This is a genomic window from Edaphosphingomonas laterariae (genome assembly GCF_900188165.1).
Taxonomy (GTDB): domain Bacteria; phylum Pseudomonadota; class Alphaproteobacteria; order Sphingomonadales; family Sphingomonadaceae; genus Sphingomonas_E; species Sphingomonas_E laterariae.
The window spans coordinates 40,966-58,303 of sequence record NZ_FZOS01000004.1; the positions used below are offsets into that span (position 1 = coordinate 40,966).

12 protein-coding genes are annotated in these 17,338 nt (G+C 65.5%); 6 read left to right on the forward strand and 6 right to left on the reverse strand.

Features of this window, described 5'->3' with window-relative positions; translation table 11 throughout:
• Window positions 1-47: 47 nt before the first annotated feature.
• Both CHB74_RS05275 and CHB74_RS22375 read right to left on the reverse strand, forming a co-directional pair.
• Window positions 48-707 (reverse strand): extensin family protein, encoded by a 660-nt coding sequence (locus tag CHB74_RS05275; protein ID WP_089218583.1) that lies wholly within the window; start codon window positions 705-707, stop codon window positions 48-50.
• A 99-nt stretch (window positions 708-806) separates the two neighbouring features.
• Window positions 807-1,463: a PEPxxWA-CTERM sorting domain-containing protein gene (locus CHB74_RS22375; protein ID WP_089218584.1), complete on the reverse strand. Its 657-nt coding sequence runs from the start codon at window positions 1,461-1,463 to the stop codon at window positions 807-809.
• A 234-nt stretch (window positions 1,464-1,697) separates the two neighbouring features.
• Between CHB74_RS22375 and CHB74_RS05285 the strand changes: the two genes are divergently transcribed.
• The 5 genes from CHB74_RS05285 (at window position 1,698) to CHB74_RS05305 (ending at window position 8,776) form a co-directional block, all read left to right on the forward strand.
• Window positions 1,698-2,852 carry a phosphoserine transaminase gene (locus tag CHB74_RS05285; RefSeq protein WP_089218585.1) on the forward strand — a complete coding sequence of 385 codons (1,155 nt, stop codon included), beginning with the start codon at window positions 1,698-1,700 and terminating at the stop codon, window positions 2,850-2,852.
• A gap of 109 nt (window positions 2,853-2,961) precedes the next feature.
• Entirely contained in the window at window positions 2,962-4,539 is a 1,578-nt protein-coding gene (gene serA / locus CHB74_RS05290) for a phosphoglycerate dehydrogenase (RefSeq protein WP_089218586.1), read from the forward strand.
• A 94-nt stretch (window positions 4,540-4,633) separates the two neighbouring features.
• Window positions 4,634-5,761, forward strand: a complete 1,128-nt coding sequence (locus tag CHB74_RS05295; RefSeq protein WP_089218587.1) for an ATP phosphoribosyltransferase regulatory subunit — start codon at window positions 4,634-4,636, stop codon at window positions 5,759-5,761.
• Window positions 5,762-5,852: 91 nt separating this feature from the next.
• On the forward strand, window positions 5,853-7,142 hold the full coding sequence (locus CHB74_RS05300) for an adenylosuccinate synthase (RefSeq protein ID WP_089218588.1): 1,290 nt from the start codon (window positions 5,853-5,855) through the stop codon (window positions 7,140-7,142).
• 245 nt (window positions 7,143-7,387) lie between these two features.
• The gene (locus tag CHB74_RS05305) at window positions 7,388-8,776 is read left to right on the forward strand and encodes a GGDEF domain-containing protein (protein WP_089218589.1); all 1,389 of its coding nucleotides are present in this window, start codon (window positions 7,388-7,390) and stop codon (window positions 8,774-8,776) included.
• A 46-nt stretch (window positions 8,777-8,822) separates the two neighbouring features.
• Here the strand turns inward: CHB74_RS05305 and dnaE are convergent, their stop codons facing one another.
• From dnaE to CHB74_RS05330, 4 genes are all read right to left on the reverse strand, one after another.
• Window positions 8,823-12,311: a DNA polymerase III subunit alpha gene (gene dnaE, locus CHB74_RS05310; protein WP_089218590.1), complete on the reverse strand. Its 3,489-nt coding sequence runs from the start codon at window positions 12,309-12,311 to the stop codon at window positions 8,823-8,825.
• A 295-nt stretch (window positions 12,312-12,606) separates the two neighbouring features.
• A complete protein-coding gene (locus tag CHB74_RS05320) occupies window positions 12,607-12,918 on the reverse strand; it encodes a hypothetical protein (RefSeq protein ID WP_089218592.1) in 312 nt (103 codons plus the stop codon).
• Between the two features lie 114 nt (window positions 12,919-13,032).
• Window positions 13,033-13,674 carry a TetR/AcrR family transcriptional regulator gene (locus CHB74_RS05325; RefSeq protein WP_089218593.1) on the reverse strand — a complete coding sequence of 214 codons (642 nt, stop codon included), beginning with the start codon at window positions 13,672-13,674 and terminating at the stop codon, window positions 13,033-13,035.
• Between the two features lie 127 nt (window positions 13,675-13,801).
• Complete coding sequence (locus CHB74_RS05330) at window positions 13,802-14,884, reverse strand: hypothetical protein (RefSeq protein ID WP_089218594.1); 1,083 nt, start codon at window positions 14,882-14,884, stop codon at window positions 13,802-13,804.
• 282 nt (window positions 14,885-15,166) lie between these two features.
• Here CHB74_RS05330 and CHB74_RS05335 point away from each other — a divergent pair, with 282 nt between their 5' ends.
• Window positions 15,167-17,338 carry a beta-glucosidase family protein gene (locus tag CHB74_RS05335; RefSeq protein ID WP_245842649.1) on the forward strand — a complete coding sequence of 724 codons (2,172 nt, stop codon included), beginning with the start codon at window positions 15,167-15,169 and terminating at the stop codon, window positions 17,336-17,338.

The window sequence follows — 17,338 nt, forward strand, 5'->3', positions numbered from 1 at the left end:
GGACGACGCGGGATCCGGGCGCCGCGCCAAGATGGGAAAGGCCGCGCCTATCGGCAATAAGGCCCGTCGCCGCCCATATCGAAATGGAGATGGTTGTAATGGGCGGCATCGCCCGCCGGGCCGATCACCACCGCAAAGCGCCGGCACGCAGCCTTGTGCACCGCGCGCAGGAAATTGCGGACATTGGGATCGGAATCATTCCACCCCTTTTCCACCGTGATCCGGCGGCCATTGGCCAACTGGAAGGCGGCGATGTCCACCGCATTGGCGCGGCCATGTTCGGACAATTTGGCGCCGGCCACGCCGTTGCGCGGGCGGCAATTATAGGTGCCGAAGCTTTCGATCTTCACCACCCGGCTATCCAGCCATGCCATCGCCGCCGTCTGCACCGCCTCGTTCGTCCAGGCCGACAGGCGTTCGGCCGTCCGGCACTTCATCGCGCCCAGATTGGTGACGGGAATGCCGATGGCGTTGAGCTGGACCGCGCCGGTGGCCGAACAGCCATTGCCGAACCAGCGATCGGGCAGTTGCGTGTAGGTGGCGCCATATTTGCCGAGATCGACGAGGCACTGCTTGAGTTCGCGCGGATCATCCGCCTTGGCGGCGGGTGGTGGGCGGTGCGTGGGCCGGGAAGGCTTGCCCTTTGGCCCGCCGACGCAGCCCGCCAGCGCCACCATCAGCAACAGCCATGCCCCCCGAATACGCATGTGCGCGAGGGTGATAGGCAAAACCGCCGCCGTCAACGGACGGCGGCGGCTGCATGAGTCTGATCGTGGCTGGATTCCGATGGCCCGAAGGCCGCCGGGTCAGGCCAGCCGGTAGCTGCGATGGCGCCAGCGCATCGACCCACCGACAAGGCCGAAGCCCGCGATCATCATCGCCCAGGTGGCCGGTTCCGGCACGGGCGGCGGTTCCGAGATCGGCCGATCCGCCGTCGACACGCGAATCTGGCGGACATCTTCCAGATCGAGCGTCGAGGTGATCACGACCTTGCTGATCAGCGAACCACCACTGGTGATCGCCGATACCCAGTCGCTGCCCTGGCCGAGCTGGAAGGCGCCGGTGGAGGTGATCGCATCCGACAGATCGTAGAAATCGACCGTGACGAAGCCATGGTCGCCCTGATTCGGATCGGTCAGGTCGAACTCGACCTCGCTGATCGCCTTGCCGAGATCGGTGAGGAAAAAGGTGAGCGAGGTCAGCCCGCCATCATCCCCGGTGATCCTCGCCTGGCCGCCCGCTTCGGAGAAAAGCAGCTCGTTCGAGGTGAAAGTGACGCTGGTGCCCTGATTGGTCAGCGCAAGCAAAGGATTGGCCGGATTGGGCAGGCCATCATTAAACTGAACGTTTTCATCCGGTTGCACCGCACCCGGATCATCCAGAAAGAAAGTGATGGCGGCCGATGCCGAAGTAGAAAGGCCGATAGCCGCAAATGCGGCGACAGCAGTAAGCAACTTTTTCATTGCCAACCCCTTAAACAAGAGCCGGAAATTCTGGTCAGAACAAATCCGACTCGCTACGCGGTCACCCCTTTTAGCCAATTTTGCCCCACGAATGGGGGTAAAACGGACCTACCCCGCAACGCAGCATGACAGTGTGTCATCACGAGACGGTTGACTCGTCCGCCGCCATCTCTAGAAGCGCCGGCGGGCCACGCCGTCCCAACGCGGCGCGCGCTCTCTGTGAGGAGAGACTAAATGACTGATACTGCTCGCCCCGGCACGAAGCCGGCGCGCCCCCATTTTTCTTCCGGCCCGTGCGCCAAGCCTCCCGGCTGGGCTGCCAACCACCTTGCGACAGGATCGCTGGGCCGGTCACACCGCTCGAAACTCGGCAAGAGCCGCCTCGTCCACGCGATCGAACTGACGCGCGAGATTCTGGGCGTGCCCGCCACCCACCGCATCGGCATCGTTCCCGGATCGGACACGGGCGCCGTCGAAATGGCTTTGTGGTCGCTGTTGGGAGCGCGCAAGGCCACGATGGTCGCCTGGGAAAGCTTCGGTGAAGGTTGGGTCACCGATGTCGTCAAGCAGCTGAAGATCGAAGCCGATGTGGTGAAGGCGCCTTATGGCGAACTTCCCGATCTGGCCGCGCTCGACCAGTCGACCGACATCGTGTTCACCTGGAACGGCACCACTTCGGGCGTTCGCGTGCCGAATGGCGACTGGATCCGGGACGACCGCGAAGGCCTGACCATCGCGGACGCGACCTCGGCCTGCTTTGCCATGGACCTGCCGTGGGACAAGCTCGATGTCGTCACCTTCTCCTGGCAGAAGGTGCTGGGCGGCGAAGGCGCGCATGGCGTGCTGATCCTCGGCCCGCGCGCCGTGGAGCGGCTGGAAAGCTATACCCCGGCCTGGCCGCTGCCCAAGATCTTCCGCATGACGAAGGGCGGCAAGCTGATCGAAGGCATCTTCAAGGGCGAGACGATCAACACCCCGTCGATGTTGGCGGTCGAGGATTATATCTTCGCGCTGGAATGGTCGAAGTCGATCGGTGGCCTGTCCGCGCTGATCAAGCGCGCCGACGCCAATGCCGCCGCGCTCGACGCGTGGGTGCAGCAGACGCCGTGGATCGATCATCTCGCAGCCGATCCCACCTCGCGCTCGAACACGTCCGTCTGCCTGAAGTTCGCCGACGATGCCGTCACCGGCCTCGACGACGAGGGCAAGCTGGCGCTCGTCAAGAAGATCGCGTCGGCGCTGGAAGCCGAGGACGCGGCCTATGACGTGGCCGGATATCGCGATGCCCCGCCGGGCCTGCGCATCTGGTGCGGCGCCACCGTCGACACCGCCGACATCCAGGCGCTCGGCCCGTGGCTCGACTGGGCCTGGAAGCAGGCGCGCGCTTAATCCTCCCTTGAATACGTCATGCCAGCGCAGGCTGGCATCGCACTGATCTTACGAGATGAAAGCGATCCCGGCCTTCGCCGGGATGACGCCTTGATCGAAAGGCAACGACATGCCCAAGGTTCTGATTTCCGATAAAATGGATCCGCTGGCCGCCCAGATCTTCCGCAATCGCGGGGTCGAGGTGGACGAGATCACCGGCAAGACCCCCGAAGAGCTGAAGGCGATCATCGGCCAGTATGACGGCCTCGCCATCCGCAGCTCGACGAAGGTGACCAAGGACATCCTGTCCGCCGCCACCAACCTGAAGGTGGTCGGCCGCGCCGGCATCGGCGTCGACAATGTCGACATTCCCGCCGCCTCGGCCGCCGGCGTGGTGGTGATGAACACCCCGTTCGGCAATTCGATCACCACCGCCGAACATGCCATCGCGCTCATGTTTGCGCTGGCCCGCGACCTGCCGGAAGCCGACAAGTCCACCCAGGCCGGCAAGTGGGAAAAGAACCGCTTCATGGGCGTCGAAGTGACGGGCAAGACGCTCGGCCTGATCGGCGCCGGCAATATCGGCTCGATCGTCGCCGATCGCGCCATCGGCCTGCGCATGAAGGTCGTCGCCTTCGATCCGTTCCTGACGCCGGAACGCGCCGTGGACATGGGCGTCGAGAAGGTGACGCTCGATGAACTGCTGTCGCGCGCCGATTTCATCACGCTGCACACGCCGCTGACCGATTCCACCCGCAACATCCTGTCGGCGGAAAACCTCGCCAAGACCAAGAAGGGCGTGCGCATCGTCAACTGCGCGCGTGGCGGGCTGATCGATGAGGCGGCGCTGAAGGCCGCGCTGGACAGCGGCCATGTCGCGGGCGCGGCGCTCGACGTGTTCGTCACCGAGCCGGCGAAGGAAAGCCCCCTGTTCGGCACCCCCGGTTTCATCTCCACCCCGCACCTCGGCGCTTCGACCAACGAGGCGCAGGTCAATGTGGCGATCCAGGTGGCCGAGCAGATGGCCGATTTCCTGATGACCGGCGGCGTCACCAACGCGCTCAACATGCCGAGCCTCTCGGCCGAGGAAGCGCCGAAGCTGAAGCCCTATATGGCGCTGGCCGAACGGCTGGGCGCTCTGGTCGGCCAGCTTGAGGGCGACGCGATCAAGAATGTCGCCATCGAGGTGGAAGGCGCTGCCGCCGAACTGAACCAGAAGCCGATCACCGGCGCCGTGCTGAAGGGCCTGATGGGCGTCTATTCGGACACCGTGAACATGGTCAACGCGCCGTTCCTGGCCAAGGAACGCGGCCTCGACGTGCGCGAGGTGCGCCATGATCGCGAGGGCGATTATCACACGCTGGTCCGCGTGTCGGTGACGACCGAGCAGGGCGAAAAGTCCGTGGCGGGCACGCTGTTCGCCAATTCCGAACCGCGCCTCGTCGAAATCTTCGGCGTGAAGGTGGAAGCCGATCTCGTCGGCACGATGCTCTATGTCGTCAACGAAGACGCCCCCGGCTTCATCGGTCGCCTCGGCACCAAGCTGGGCGAAGCCGGCGTCAACATCGGCACCTTCCACCTTGGCCGCCGCACGGCGGGTGGCGAAGCGGTGCTGCTGCTCTCGCTCGACACCCCCGCGCCGGAACCGGCGATGTGGGACATCTGCCGCCTTCCCGGCGTGAAGACGGTGAAGTCGCTGCGGTTCTGATACCGCAATCGGCGCGCTGCGACCGGCCTTGCCGGCGTGGCGCGCCGCCCTTGCGGGCTGGCGTCCCGCGAAAACCACGCTAAGAGCCTGCGCCATGACCACGACTCCCGGCCTTCTGCCCGTTGGGCTTCGCGATCGGCTGCCACCTCAGGCGGAGGCGGCGTCGCGGCTGCTGCATCGGGTGATCGTGGCGATCGGCCGCAACGGCTATGAACGCGTCGCCCCGCCGCTGGCCGAGTTCGAGGACGAACTGGTCGGCCGCCTGAAATCGGCCCGCGCGCACGATCTGCTGCGCGTCGTCGACCCGATTTCGCAGAAGACGCTGGCGCTCCGCCCCGACATCACCGCGCAGGCCGGCCGCATCGCCGCGACGCGCATGGCGCACCGCCCGCGCCCGCTGCGGCTGGCTTATGGCGGCCCGGTGCTGAAGCTCAAGACCACCCAGTTGCGCCCCGAACGCGAACTGACCCAGGCCGGCGCGGAGCTGATCGGCAGCGATTCGGTCGCCGCCGCGATCGAGGTGCTGGGCGTCGCCATCGAGGCGCTGGAAACCGCCGGCGTGACCGGCATCACCGTCGACCTCACCCTGCCCGATCTGATCGAGACGCTGGCCGCCGGCCCGATGCCGCTGACGGCCGCACGGCTGGAACGCGTGCGCGAACGGCTGGATGCCAAGGATGTCGGCGCGCTCGCCGGGCTGGAGGCGCAGGCCTATCTGCCGCTGGTGGCCGCCGCCGGCCCGGTGGCGCCCGCGATCGCCAAGCTGCGCGCGCTGGACGGCATCGCCGTGCTCTGCCAGCGGCTGGACGCGGTGGAACAGATCGTGGCGGCCTTTGCCGGCCGCGCCACCATCACGCTCGACCCGACCGAGCGCCAGGGCTTCGAATATCAGAGCTGGATCGGCTTTTCGCTGTTCGGTGAAGGACTGTCGGGCGAAATCGGCCGTGGCGGCAGCTACACCATCCTCCACGCCGACGGGCGCGAGGAACCGGCGACGGGCTTCTCGCTCTATATCGACCCGCTGGTCGATGCCGGGCTGGGCCAGGAACCGAGCCGCCGCGTGTTCGTGCCGCTGGGATCGGACCCCGCCGCCGCCGCCGCGCTGCGGGGCGAAGGCTGGACGACGATCGCGGCGCTCAGCGAAACCGATGATCCCGCGCAGGCCAACTGCGCCTATATCCTGACGGGCACGACGCCCGAACCACTGCAACCGTCACCCTGAACTTGTTTCAGGGCCCATTTCGGCGCTAGGCGCAAGCAGCGCGATGGATGCTGAGACATGCTCGGCATGACGCTTTAGAAAGAAGAGTGAAATGGCCAACGTCACCGTCATCGGCGCCCAGTGGGGCGATGAAGGCAAGGGCAAGATCGTCGACTGGCTGGCGGAGCGCGCGGATTGCGTCGTCCGTTTCCAGGGCGGGCACAATGCCGGGCACACGCTGGTCGTGGGCGAAAATGTCTACAAGCTCTCCCTGCTGCCGTCGGGCATCGTGCGCGGCACGCTTTCGGTGATCGGCAACGGCGTGGTGCTCGATCCCTGGCATTTCCGCGACGAGGTAGCGAAGTTGGCCGGCCAGGGCGTGACGATGACGCCCGAAAATCTGCAGATCGCCGAAACCTGCCCGCTGATCCTGCCCTTCCACCGTGACCTTGACGGCCTGCGCGAGGATGCGAGCGGCGCCGGCAAGATCGGCACCACCCGGCGCGGCATCGGCCCGGCTTATGAGGACAAGGTGGGCCGCCGCGCGATCCGCGTGTGCGACCTTGCCCATCTCGACGATCTCGACCTCCAGCTCGATCGCGTCTGCGCGCACCATGATGCGCTGCGCGCCGGCTTCGGCGAGGCGCCGATCGACCGCGCCCGGTTGATGAAGGAACTGGCCGAGATCGCCGAATTCATCCTGCCTTATGCCAAGCCGGTGTGGCGGACGCTGGACGAAGCGCGCAAGCGCGGCGACCGCATCCTGTTCGAAGGCGCGCAGGGCGTGCTGCTCGATGTCGATCACGGCACCTATCCCTTCGTCACCTCGTCCAACACCATCGCCGGCACCGCCGCCGGCGGTTCGGGCCTCGGCCCATCGGCGGCGGGCTTCGTGCTCGGCATCGTCAAGGCCTACACCACCCGCGTCGGCAGCGGCCCCTTCCCCACCGAGCTGGAGGACGAAACCGGCCAGCGGCTGGGCGAGCGCGGCCATGAATTCGGCACCGTCACCGGCCGCAAGCGCCGCTGCGGCTGGTTCGACGCGGTGCTGGTGCGCCAGTCCGCCGCGGTTTCGGGCATCACCGGCATCGCGCTCACCAAGCTCGACGTGCTCGACGGGTTCGACGAGCTCAAGATCTGCACCGGCTACACGCTCGACGGCCGCCATTATGATTATCTGCCGCCGCACCCGCAGGATCAGGCCCGCGCCGTGCCCGTCTATGAGACGATCGAAGGCTGGAGCCAGTCCACCGCCGGCGCACGCAGCTGGGCCGATCTGCCGGCGCAGGCGATCAAATATATCCGCCGCGTGGAAGAACTGATCCAGTGCCCCGTCGCGCTGGTTTCGACCAGCCCCGAACGCGAGGACACGATCCTCGTCCGCGATCCGTTCCAGGATTGACGGCCGACGGGAGGGCGCCGGCCGCCCTCCCCGCCTTACACATTGCCATGCCGGCGGTGATCTGCTTTTGCCTGCCGTACAGCCCGCTGCCCGGCCAGTTCGCACCACGCATTTTATTCACTTACAGTCACTAGACCGGACGAAACGGGTACTCGCGATAGCGGACGAAACACGGGGGTAGAGTGCGGCTGGCGGACCAGAATGCGAGGCACGCGGATGGCGCGCATCAGGGCCGCTTAGCCAGCATGGCCCTCGCCCCCGGCCTGTTTCTCGTTTGTCTGGCCGGCATCCTGAGCCAGCCTTATCTCGGCCTTTCGACCTTTTGGCCGGCAAACGCCTTCATGCTCGGCATGTTGGTGCGCTTTCCCGGGGCGAACCGCCTTTCCGTCTGGCTTAACTGCGCACTGGCCTTCTTCCTGGCCGATTTGCTGATGGGGACCAGCCTCGTCCGCAATCTGACGCTCAATGGCGGCAATCTGGCGACTGTCGCCACGGCTTGCTATCTGCTTCGCCCCCTGTCGCAATATGACCGCATTTTGAAGGGGCGGAAATCGACCATCCATGTGCTGCGTGCGATTCTGGTCGCATCGCTGGTTGCGGGCATGTTCGGCATTTTTGCCAATCCGCTGCTCTTTGGCGGATCGAGCAAGGAGGGCTTCCTTTTCTGGACAGCGACGGAAATGGTGAACTATGTCACCTTTCTTCCCGTACTCCTGACACTTCCGCGCGCAACCGCATGGAAGGTAGTGGCGGCCCGCCAATGGATCGCGCGTTCCAACCCGCGAAATCTGTTGCCATTGCTAGCCTTGATCGGTTCGATCGCCGGGGCCGTGCTGGTTGGTGGCCGGCCGGGCGCAGCGTTATTTCCCATTCCTGCGCTGCTCTGGTGCGCGCTCGCTTATGATCTGTTCCTCACAGCCTGCGTCAGCCTTGGCTTCGCGCTATGGACGCTGTTCGCGCTTCGAACGGGTTTGATGTGGTCGCCGACGGAACTGGCAGCCCGATCGGACGTGATCAGTGTTCGCCTGGGGGTCAGCCTTGTCGCCTTGACGCCAATCGCCGTCGGAAGCGTCGTGGCCGCCCGCAACGACCTGCTGCAACGATACCGGCTTCTGGCCGACTATGATCCCTTGACCAACCTGCGCAATCGGCGCGCCTTCCTTGATGCTGGCGGAGCCGCCCTCGACCGATCATTGGACGCTGGTCAATCGGCCGCCGTGATGATGCTAGATCTGGATCATTTCAAATCCATCAACGACCAATATGGGCACAGGGCCGGAGACGAGGTCCTTGCCGCCTTTGCGAGCACGTTGAAGAACCTTGTCCGCGCGCAGGATGTGGTGGGCCGCCTCGGCGGTGAGGAATTTGCAGTCGTGCTGCCGGATTGCACCCTCGTCGATGCCGGCGCCATCGCCGAGCGCATCAACTCCGCGCTTCGTTCCGGCCCCGTCGGCCTTGAAGATGGCCGATCAATCCAGACCACCGTCAGCATCGGCGTGCACGTTGAACGAAGCGAACCCAATCTCGAAAATGCACTCGGCCTGGCGGATGCCGCGCTCTATCACGCCAAGCATAATGGCCGGAACCGCTTTGAAATTTCGTCCAAAGCGTCCCTCGCGTCAGCGGCAGCTTAGAGCGCTTTCCAAGCAGGTGGAATCACCTGCTGAATCGGAAACTGCTCTAGCTGACCAGCGCGAGTTTTGGCGGTTCGACCGCGCCCAGTTCCACCCGGTCGATACCCGGCACGCGCTCAATCCGCGCGACGAGTTCGGCGTCGAGCATGAAATCGCGGCCTAGCAGGATGTCGGCGCTGCCGCCTTCGGGCGTGCGTGCGCGTAAGTGCAGTTCGCCGCGCCCGCCGCGTGCCTCGCCCAGCAGCGCCGCAACCGCCGGCGGCACCATCGGGTCCGCCGTCTCGATGTCGAGCCGCAGCCGCGTCTTGCCCGCCAGCCCGTCAAAGGGCTGGAGCGACCGGATCGTCACGCGTGGCGTATCCTCGCCCGGGCGCCGATCCAGCTCGACGGTCAGCAAGGCGCAGGCACCGGCGCGCGCCATCTTCTCGATCTCCTCCGACACCATTTCGTCGAAGCAGGTGGCGATGAACTGGCCGGTGGCGTCCGAACAGGTCGCCATCATGTAGCGCGTGCCGCGTGCGGAGGTGCGCCAGCGGGCATCCTCGATCAGCGCGGCTGACGTCACCGTCGGCGCGGGCATCCGCCGGCCTTCGGGCGAACGCTGCGGTTCGGCCACCGGCAGCTGCACCAGCTCCGCATAGGTCTTGGCGCGATTGGCCTGCGCCAGATGGCGGAAGCGATCGACCGGGTGCGACGAGAAATAGAAGCCGAACGCCTCCTTCTCCGCCGCCATCCGTTCGATCAGCGTCCACATCGCATCCTTGGGCAGCCGGATCGGCGCCGCACCGACGCTCGCGTCGCCGAACAGCCCGCCCTGGCCGCTGTCGCGCGCGGCCGCCACTGTGGCCGCGTGCGCGAGGATGGTTTCCGCCGCCGCATGCACGCCCGCGCGCTCGCCTTCGATCGTATCGAATGCCCCTGCGGCCGCCAGGCTTTCCAGCTGGCGGCGGTTGAGCAGCTTCGGGTCCACCCGATCGGCGAAATCGTCGAGCGATTTGAAACGGCCGGTCCGCTGGCGTTCGTCCACCAGCAATTCCATCGCCTTTTCGCCCACGCCCTTCAGCGCGCCGAGCGCATAGCGGACGCTTTCGCCTTCCACCGAAAATTCCGCCTCGCTGGTGTTGATGTCCGGCGGCAGGCAGGGCACGCCCAGCCGGCGCATATCATCGACGAAGATCGACAGCTTGTCGGTCAGTGCCATGTCGTAACACATCGACGCGGCATAGAATTCCGGCTTGTGATGCGCCTTCATCCACGCGGTGTGATAGGCGACCAGCGCATAGGCCGCCGCGTGGCTCTTGTTGAAGCCATAGCCCGCGAACTTGTCGATCAAGTCGAACAACTCATTGGCCTTTTCGGCCGAAATATCCTTGTCGGCGCAGCCTTCCACAAAGCGCGTGCGCTGTGCGTCCATCTCCGCCTTGATCTTCTTGCCCATCGCGCGGCGCAGCAGATCGGCATCGCCCAACGAATAGCCCGCCAGGATCTGCGCAGCCTGCATCACCTGTTCCTGATAGACGAAGATGCCGTAGGTTTCCTTGAGGATACCTTCGAGCAGGGGGTGCGGATATTCGATCTCCGCCCGGCCATTCTTGCGATCGCCGAACAGCGGGATGTTGTCCATCGGGCCGGGACGATAGAGCGAGACGAGCGCGATGATGTCTTCGAAACAGGTCGGCCGCACGGCGGAAAGCGTGCGGCGCATGCCTTCGGATTCGAGCTGGAACACGCCCACCGTGTTGCCGCTCTGGAGGAGCTTGTAGACCTCCTCGTCATCCCACGGCAGCGCGGCCAGATCGACCTCGACGCCCTTCAACTTTAGAAAATGCAACGCCTTTTGCAGCACCGACAGCGTCTTGAGGCCAAGGAAGTCGAACTTCACCAGCCCGGCGCCCTCGACGAACTTCATGTCGAACTGGGTGACGGGCATGTCCGATCGCGGATCGCGATAGAGCGGCACCAGCTGGTCCAGCGGCCGATCGCCGATCACCACGCCGGCGGCATGGGTGGAACTGTGGCGCGGCAACCCTTCCAGCTTCATCGCCAGATCGAACAGGCGCTTCACCTGCTCGTCGGCCTTATATTCGGCGGCCAGCTCCGACACACCGTTAAGCGCGCGGTCCAGCGTCCACGGATCGGTCGGGTGGTTCGGAACCAGTTTGGCTAAACGATCAACATGACCGTAACTCATCTGGAGAACGCGGCCGGTGTCCTTCAGCACCGCGCGCGCCTTCAGGCGACCGAAGGTGATGATCTGGGCAACATGGTCGCGGCCATATTTCTGCTGGACGTAGCTGATCACCTCGCCACGCCGGGTTTCGCAGAAGTCGATGTCGAAATCGGGCATCGACACGCGTTCGGGATTGAGGAAGCGTTCGAACAGAAGCCCCAGCCGCAGCGGATCGAGATCGGTGATGGTGAGCGCCCAGGCGACGACGGAACCCGCGCCCGATCCACGCCCCGGCCCCACCGGAATATCATGGTCCTTCGCCCATTTGATGAAATCGGCAACGATCAGGAAATAGCCGGGAAAACCCATGCGGATGATGATGTCGATCTCGAATTCGAGCCGGTCGAAATAGGCTTGCCGGTCGATCGGTTCGTCGATCTTCGCCAGCCGCGCCTCCAGCCCGGCATGGGCATCCTGCCGCAGCATTTCGGCCTCGCCCTCGCGATCGCCGGCAAGGCTGGGCAGGATCGGCTTGCGCCAGGGCGCCATCGCGGCGCAGCGCTGGGCGACGACCAGCGTGTTGGCGATCGCCTCGGGCAGATCCTCGAACAGGCGGATCATCTCGTCGCCGGGCTTGATCCACGCATCGGGCGACGAATGCTTGCGATCGTCGCTTTCCACATAGGACGAGCCGGCGATGCACAGCATTGTATCGTGCGCGGGGTGAAAATCGGGTTCGGCGAAACAGGCAGGGTTGGTCGCCACCAACGGCAGATCGCGCGCATAAACGAGATCGATCAGCGCGTCCTCGGCAGCTTCTTCCACCGGATCGTTGCGCCGCGCCACCTCGATATAGAGGCGGCCGGGGAACAGGCCTTCCAGCCGTTCCACATAAGCGCGCGCGGCATCGGCCTGCTCTTCGGCCAGCAGCCGCGTCACAGCCCCTTCGCCGGCCGCGCTGAGCGCGATCAGCCCGTCGGTCTTGCCGACCAGGCGATCGAGCGGAACATGCGCGTCTTCATGGCCCGGCCGTTCGAGATGCGCGGCCGAAACCAGTTCGCAAAGATTGTCGTACCCCTGCTCGTCCTGTGCATAGAGCGCCAGCCAGTCGATGATGATCGGCTTGCCTTCGGGCACGCCCGGCCGCAGCACCGCCAGCATCGCGCCGACGATCGGCTGCACGCCATCCTTCTTCGCAGCGTCCGAAAAGGCCATGGAGCCGTAAAGGCCGTTGCGATCGGTGATCGCGGCCGCCGGAAAGCCCAGCTTTCGCGCCTGTTTGGAGATCGCCTTCGGCTCGATCGCGCCATCCAGCATGGTGAAAGACGAAAAAATGCGGAGGGGAACGAAACCGGCGTGAGTCATCCAGCCAACCTAGGCCGCGATGCCCGATTCGGAAAGGAAGCGGCGGCAGGAAGTTTGCGTTGGAGGCCAAACGCCATCCGCCTCACGCGCCGGCGCGTCACGCCCGAAAAACTGAAGCAAGCTGGTCCGCGGACCCGAGGTTCGCTTCATGCCGCCAATGCGGCGGCCGAAGCCTGCCCCACGCACTTCGCGAAGTTCGCGGCCAAGCCAGCCCTGCGAAGGCATCGGGAGCACGGCGGCCCGTCGAACACCCGACCAAGCCGCCGAAAAAAGCGGGCCCGAAGGCCCGCTTTGATCACTTGCCGAGCTTGGCGAGATCGGCGTCGATCGCCGCGAGCTTGGCGTCGGTGATCACGTCCGCCGCATATTGCTGGATGTCGACCAGCGTCATGCCGCGCGCCATTTCGATCTGATCGCCGGCGACGACTTCCGGAATGTGCTTCACCAGAACCGCCTTGGCCGCCGGGTTGTCCAGCAGATCGCCAATGGTGGTGGCCGCGGTCGAAAGCGCGGCCGGGGCGGCAGCCTGGGCCTGGGCCTGCGCGGGCATGACGACCATGATCGGCGCGGTAATCAGCGCGGCGGAGGCCGCGATCAGTTTCAGCATTTCAGACAATCTCCTGAGCCGCGGAATCGTGCGGCGGGCGCATAATGCACGTCGTCGTTCAATTCGCAATCGCCAACGGGATGAAATGGATCGGCCGACCGATCATCGGGCCGATCACCAAGCCGCAACGCCATCGACCAGCAGGTCGATCGTGCGGCGCACCACCGCGCGACGCTCGTCAGGCCCGGTCGCTTCTTCGAACAGCGACTGGAGATTGGCCCAGCCGGTAAGCGCCTGCACCAGCGTGAGCGCGACGGCATTGGCATCGGCGACCTGGTGCCCCCGTTCCTGCCCGATCGCCGCGATTTCGCGCGTCAGAAGATCGAGTTCGACGGCAAAGGCCCCTTCCCGATAGATGCGGGCGAGTTCGGGAAAGCGGCGCTGTTCGGCCACGATGAGCCGGCTGAATGCCGCCACTTCGGGATGCGCCAGGCTTTCCACCATGACCAGAGCATGATGTTCGAGCCGGCCGCGCGGCGTTTTCGGCAGGTGCACGTCGGCCTTGCCCGCTTCCACCGACCAGGCGGCGACGCGATCCGCAACGACGGCGGCGAACAGATCCGCCTTGGTGGCGAAGCGGCTATAGACGGTGACCTTGGAAACGCCCGCCCGCGCGGCGACGGTTTCCATCGCCGTCGCGGAATAGCCTTCTTCCAGAAACAGGCCGACCGCCGCCGCCGTGATGGCGCGGTTGATTTCCGCCACCTGCGCCTTGGTCGGCCGCCCACGCTTGGACGCGGGATTTACCTTCGCCATTCACCACCCTGATCGTCACACCGCCCGACCATGCGGGCGCGACCTTAGTGTCCCCGGCCGGCGCGCGGGGCAAGGGGGATGTGGCGGGCCACGGCCGGCAGGGCACCCCCGCCGGCCGCGGCGAGGATCAGGCCGCCTGCAGCGCGAAGGGCGAAACCGGGGCTTCCGCCGGATATTGGCTGGGCGTGCCGATATCGTAAGCGGCGTTCAGCGCACGGATGAAAACCGGATCGCGCATCGGATCAGTCGGCGTTTCGATCGCGATGCCGCGCGAACGGACATCGCGGATCAGCGTATCGAACACCTGATCGTGGGTCAGATCGTCCGACCCGTCCATGTTCTTCTTCAGCTCGGCAAAATCCTCGAACACCTCGGCCGACCAGTGGACGAGGAAGCGCAGTTCATCGGTATGGTGGCGTGCGATCACCTGATCGCCGGTCTTGAGCAGCCAATGATCCTTGCTGGCCGGATCGCCCGAGAACAGCGTATCGAAACCAAGGCCGGCGGGACGTTGCTGATCGAGCGGGCCATTGGCTTCGCCGCGATGCATCATCATCTCGTTCTGGACCAGCACGCCGCGATTGTAGATCGGCGGCTGGAGGCGAGCCGGCGCCTTGAGCGGACCGTTGGGCCAATAGGTGAAGCCCGACGCGCCATCATGCGAGAACCAGGTGATGACCTGCGCCATCTTGATCAGATAATCAGTGAACAGGCCCGATTTGCCCATCACCGAACACAGCCAGGTCGGCGAATTTTCGTAGCGGATGCCACGGAAGCTGGGCGAATCGAGATGGCCCGGATCGGTGTTGGCGCAGGGGCCGTTGACGTTGAACAGCATCATCTGGGGCTTGGCATATTGCGCACCCCAATAGCCCTTGGCGAGTTCCAGAAACTTGTCGTTGTAGAAGCAGTCGCTGATCTCGGGATAAAGGCATGCCGAGTAATTGGCGTAGAAGCCGCGGAAGGTGGGCGTGAGGAACATGTCCAGCGTGGGCGTGAAGCCTTCCGGGAAGCCGCCCGACAGGGTGGCCACCAGCTCTTCCGCCGAGGCGAAATGCTGCGCGATGATGAGCTTCCACGGCCCTTCGCTGCGCACCACGTCCAGCAGCCGCGCCAGCTGATCCGGCGTGTAGACGCCATCGAGTTCACGCGGCGGCGCGGCCGGCCGCAGGACGTTGGACAGATGTTCGCGCGCTGCCTGATCGAGCATGGCCCGGCATTCCCTTAAAGTGAGTCGTTACTCACATGCCATTAGGTCGATGCCCGCGCCAATGCAATCCATGGCCGTGGCCGTCCGCTCAAGACCATAAAAGAACGACGACGTTTATTTTATTTGATCGGGCGGCACGGCCGGGCTAGCAAAGCGCCGGCCGAGAAAATCCGGACCGGGCACAAGCGAGAGGATGGTATGAAATCTGGGGCATCGCACCACATGACGCGCTGGATCGCGGCGTCGATTCTGGCCAGCACGATTGCCACGGGAGTGCCTGCCATGGCCGAGCCGACCGCCGCGCCCCGGACCGACGATGCCAAGGCGAAAGCCGCCGCGCTGGTGGCGCAGATGACGCTCGACGAGAAGCTGTCGCTGGTGAAGGGCCATATGCCGATGCTGATGCGCAACCGGCCGGCCGACGTGATCATCGGCGCCGGCCATGTGCCCGGCATCGCCCGGCTGGGCCTGCCACCGATGCGCGAGACCGACGCGAGCCTGGGCGTCGCCAATCTGCTCAACCTGCGGCGCAACGACGAGGCGACGGCGATGCCATCCAGCCTGTCATTAGCGTCCACCTGGTCGCCCGAGGCCGCATATGAGGCCGGCGCGCTGATCGGCGGCGAGGCCCGTGCCAAGCGGTTCAACGTGATGCTGGCCGGCGGCGTCAACCTGATCCGCGAACCGCGCAACGGCCGCAATTTCGAATATTTCAGCGAGGATCCGCTGCTTTCCGGCGTGCTGGCCGGCGAGCATATTCGCGGCGTGCAGAGCAACCAGATCGTCTCCACCGTCAAGCATTTCGCGTTCAACGACCAGGAAACCGGGCGCAACGTGCTGAATGTGAAGATCGGCGAGGCGGCGGCGCGCGAATCCGATCTTCTGGCCTTCCAGATCGCCATCGAACGCGGCCAGCCCGGATCGGTGATGACCGCCTACAACAAGGTGAATGGCGATTATGCCAGCGAAAGCGACTGGCTGCTCAACGGCGTGCTCAAGCGGGACTGGGCCTATCCGGGCTGGGTGATGTCCGACTGGGGCAATGTCCATTCGACGACCAAGGCGGCCAATGCCGGGCTGGACCAGCAATCGGGTGCCGAAATCGACAAGCAGCCCTTTTTCGGCGCGCCGCTGAAGGCCGCCGTCGAGGCCGGAGAAGTGCCGCTGGCACGCATCGACGACATGGCGACGCGGATCGTGCGCGCGCTGATCGTGCATGGCGTTCAGGGCCGGACCGACGAACCCGCCCGGCCGATCGATTTCGAGCGCAACGCGGCGATCGCCCGGAAAAGCGCCGAACAGGGCATCGTCCTGCTCAAGAACGAGCGCGGCGCCCTGCCGCTTGCTCGCGAGGTCCGCTCGATCCTCGTCGTCGGCGGCCATGCCGATATCGGGGTGCTTTCCGGCGGCGGGTCGACGCAGGTGCGCCCGGTCGGCGGGCCGGCGCTGGAGGAAAGGCTGACCGCCAAGACGCCGGCCGCGCTGTTCGCGCGCCGCACCTACATGCCCTCCCCGCCGCTGGCCGCGCTGCAGAAGCGGCTGCCGGAAGCACGCATCCACTATCTCGACGGCAAGGATGTCGCCGCGACGGTGGCGGCGGCGAAGCAGGCCGACGCGGTGATCCTGTTCGCCGAACAATGGCGAACCGAGGCGGATGACGTGCCCGCCCTGTCGCTCGACGGCGCGCAGGATGCGCTGGTCGATGCCGTCGCCGGCGCCAATGCGAAAACGATCGTCGTGCTGCAGACCGGCGGCGCGGTGCTGATGCCGTGGGCGGACAAGCCCGCCGCGATCGTCGAAGCCTGGTTTCCCGGCCAGCGCGGCGGCGACGCGATCGCCGCGATCCTGACCGGCGAGGCGGCACCGGGCGGAAGGCTGCCGATCAGCTTCCCCGCCTCGCTGGCGCAATTGCCGCGCCCGCAGCTGGACGGCATCACCGAAGCGCAGAGCGCGACCGGCGCCGTCACCTATGGGCTGGCCGCCGACGTCAAATCGTTCGACGTGGATTATGATGTGGACGGCGCCAATGTCGGCTACAAATGGCATCTGCTGAAACAGGCCAAGCCACTGTTTCCGTTTGGTTTCGGGCTGACCTACACCAGCTTCCGCATGTCTGGCCTGAAGCTGTCGGGCGGCGATACGGTGAAGGCGCGGGTGCGGGTGACCAACACCGGCGATCGCGTCGGCGTGGCGGTGCCCCAATTCTATGCGACCGTGCCCGTGCGCGGCGAGATGGTGCAGCGCCTGATCGGCTGGCAACGGCTGGAACTGGCGCCCGGCCAGTCCGCCATCGCCGAAATCAGCGCCGACCCGCGCCTGCTGGCGAGCTTCGACACCAATAGCCACGCCTGGCGCGTCGCTGCGGGCAAGATCGTGGTGAAGGCGGCCGACCATGCCGAGGACAAGGGCCTAACCGCGACCACCACGTTGAAGGCATCGACGATCCGCCCCTGA

Coding starts and splice junctions, on each gene's coding strand:
- serA (WP_089218586.1), top strand. CDS start 2,962: ATGCCCAAGGTTCTGATTTCCGATAAAATGGATCCGCTGGCCGCCCAG.
- CHB74_RS05335 (WP_245842649.1), top strand. CDS start 15,167: ATGGCCGAGCCGACCGCCGCGCCCCGGACCGACGATGCCAAGGCGAAA.
- CHB74_RS05330 (WP_089218594.1), bottom strand. CDS start 14,884: ATGCTCGATCAGGCAGCGCGCGAACATCTGTCCAACGTCCTGCGGCCG.
- CHB74_RS05305 (WP_089218589.1), top strand. CDS start 7,388: ATGGCCCTCGCCCCCGGCCTGTTTCTCGTTTGTCTGGCCGGCATCCTG.
- CHB74_RS05295 (WP_089218587.1), top strand. CDS start 4,634: ATGACCACGACTCCCGGCCTTCTGCCCGTTGGGCTTCGCGATCGGCTG.
- CHB74_RS05325 (WP_089218593.1), bottom strand. CDS start 13,674: ATGGCGAAGGTAAATCCCGCGTCCAAGCGTGGGCGGCCGACCAAGGCG.
- CHB74_RS05300 (WP_089218588.1), top strand. CDS start 5,853: ATGGCCAACGTCACCGTCATCGGCGCCCAGTGGGGCGATGAAGGCAAG.
- CHB74_RS05275 (WP_089218583.1), bottom strand. CDS start 707: ATGCGTATTCGGGGGGCATGGCTGTTGCTGATGGTGGCGCTGGCGGGC.
- CHB74_RS22375 (WP_089218584.1), bottom strand. CDS start 1,463: ATGAAAAAGTTGCTTACTGCTGTCGCCGCATTTGCGGCTATCGGCCTT.
- CHB74_RS05285 (WP_089218585.1), top strand. CDS start 1,698: ATGACTGATACTGCTCGCCCCGGCACGAAGCCGGCGCGCCCCCATTTT.
- dnaE (WP_089218590.1), bottom strand. CDS start 12,311: ATGACTCACGCCGGTTTCGTTCCCCTCCGCATTTTTTCGTCTTTCACC.
- CHB74_RS05320 (WP_089218592.1), bottom strand. CDS start 12,918: ATGCTGAAACTGATCGCGGCCTCCGCCGCGCTGATTACCGCGCCGATC.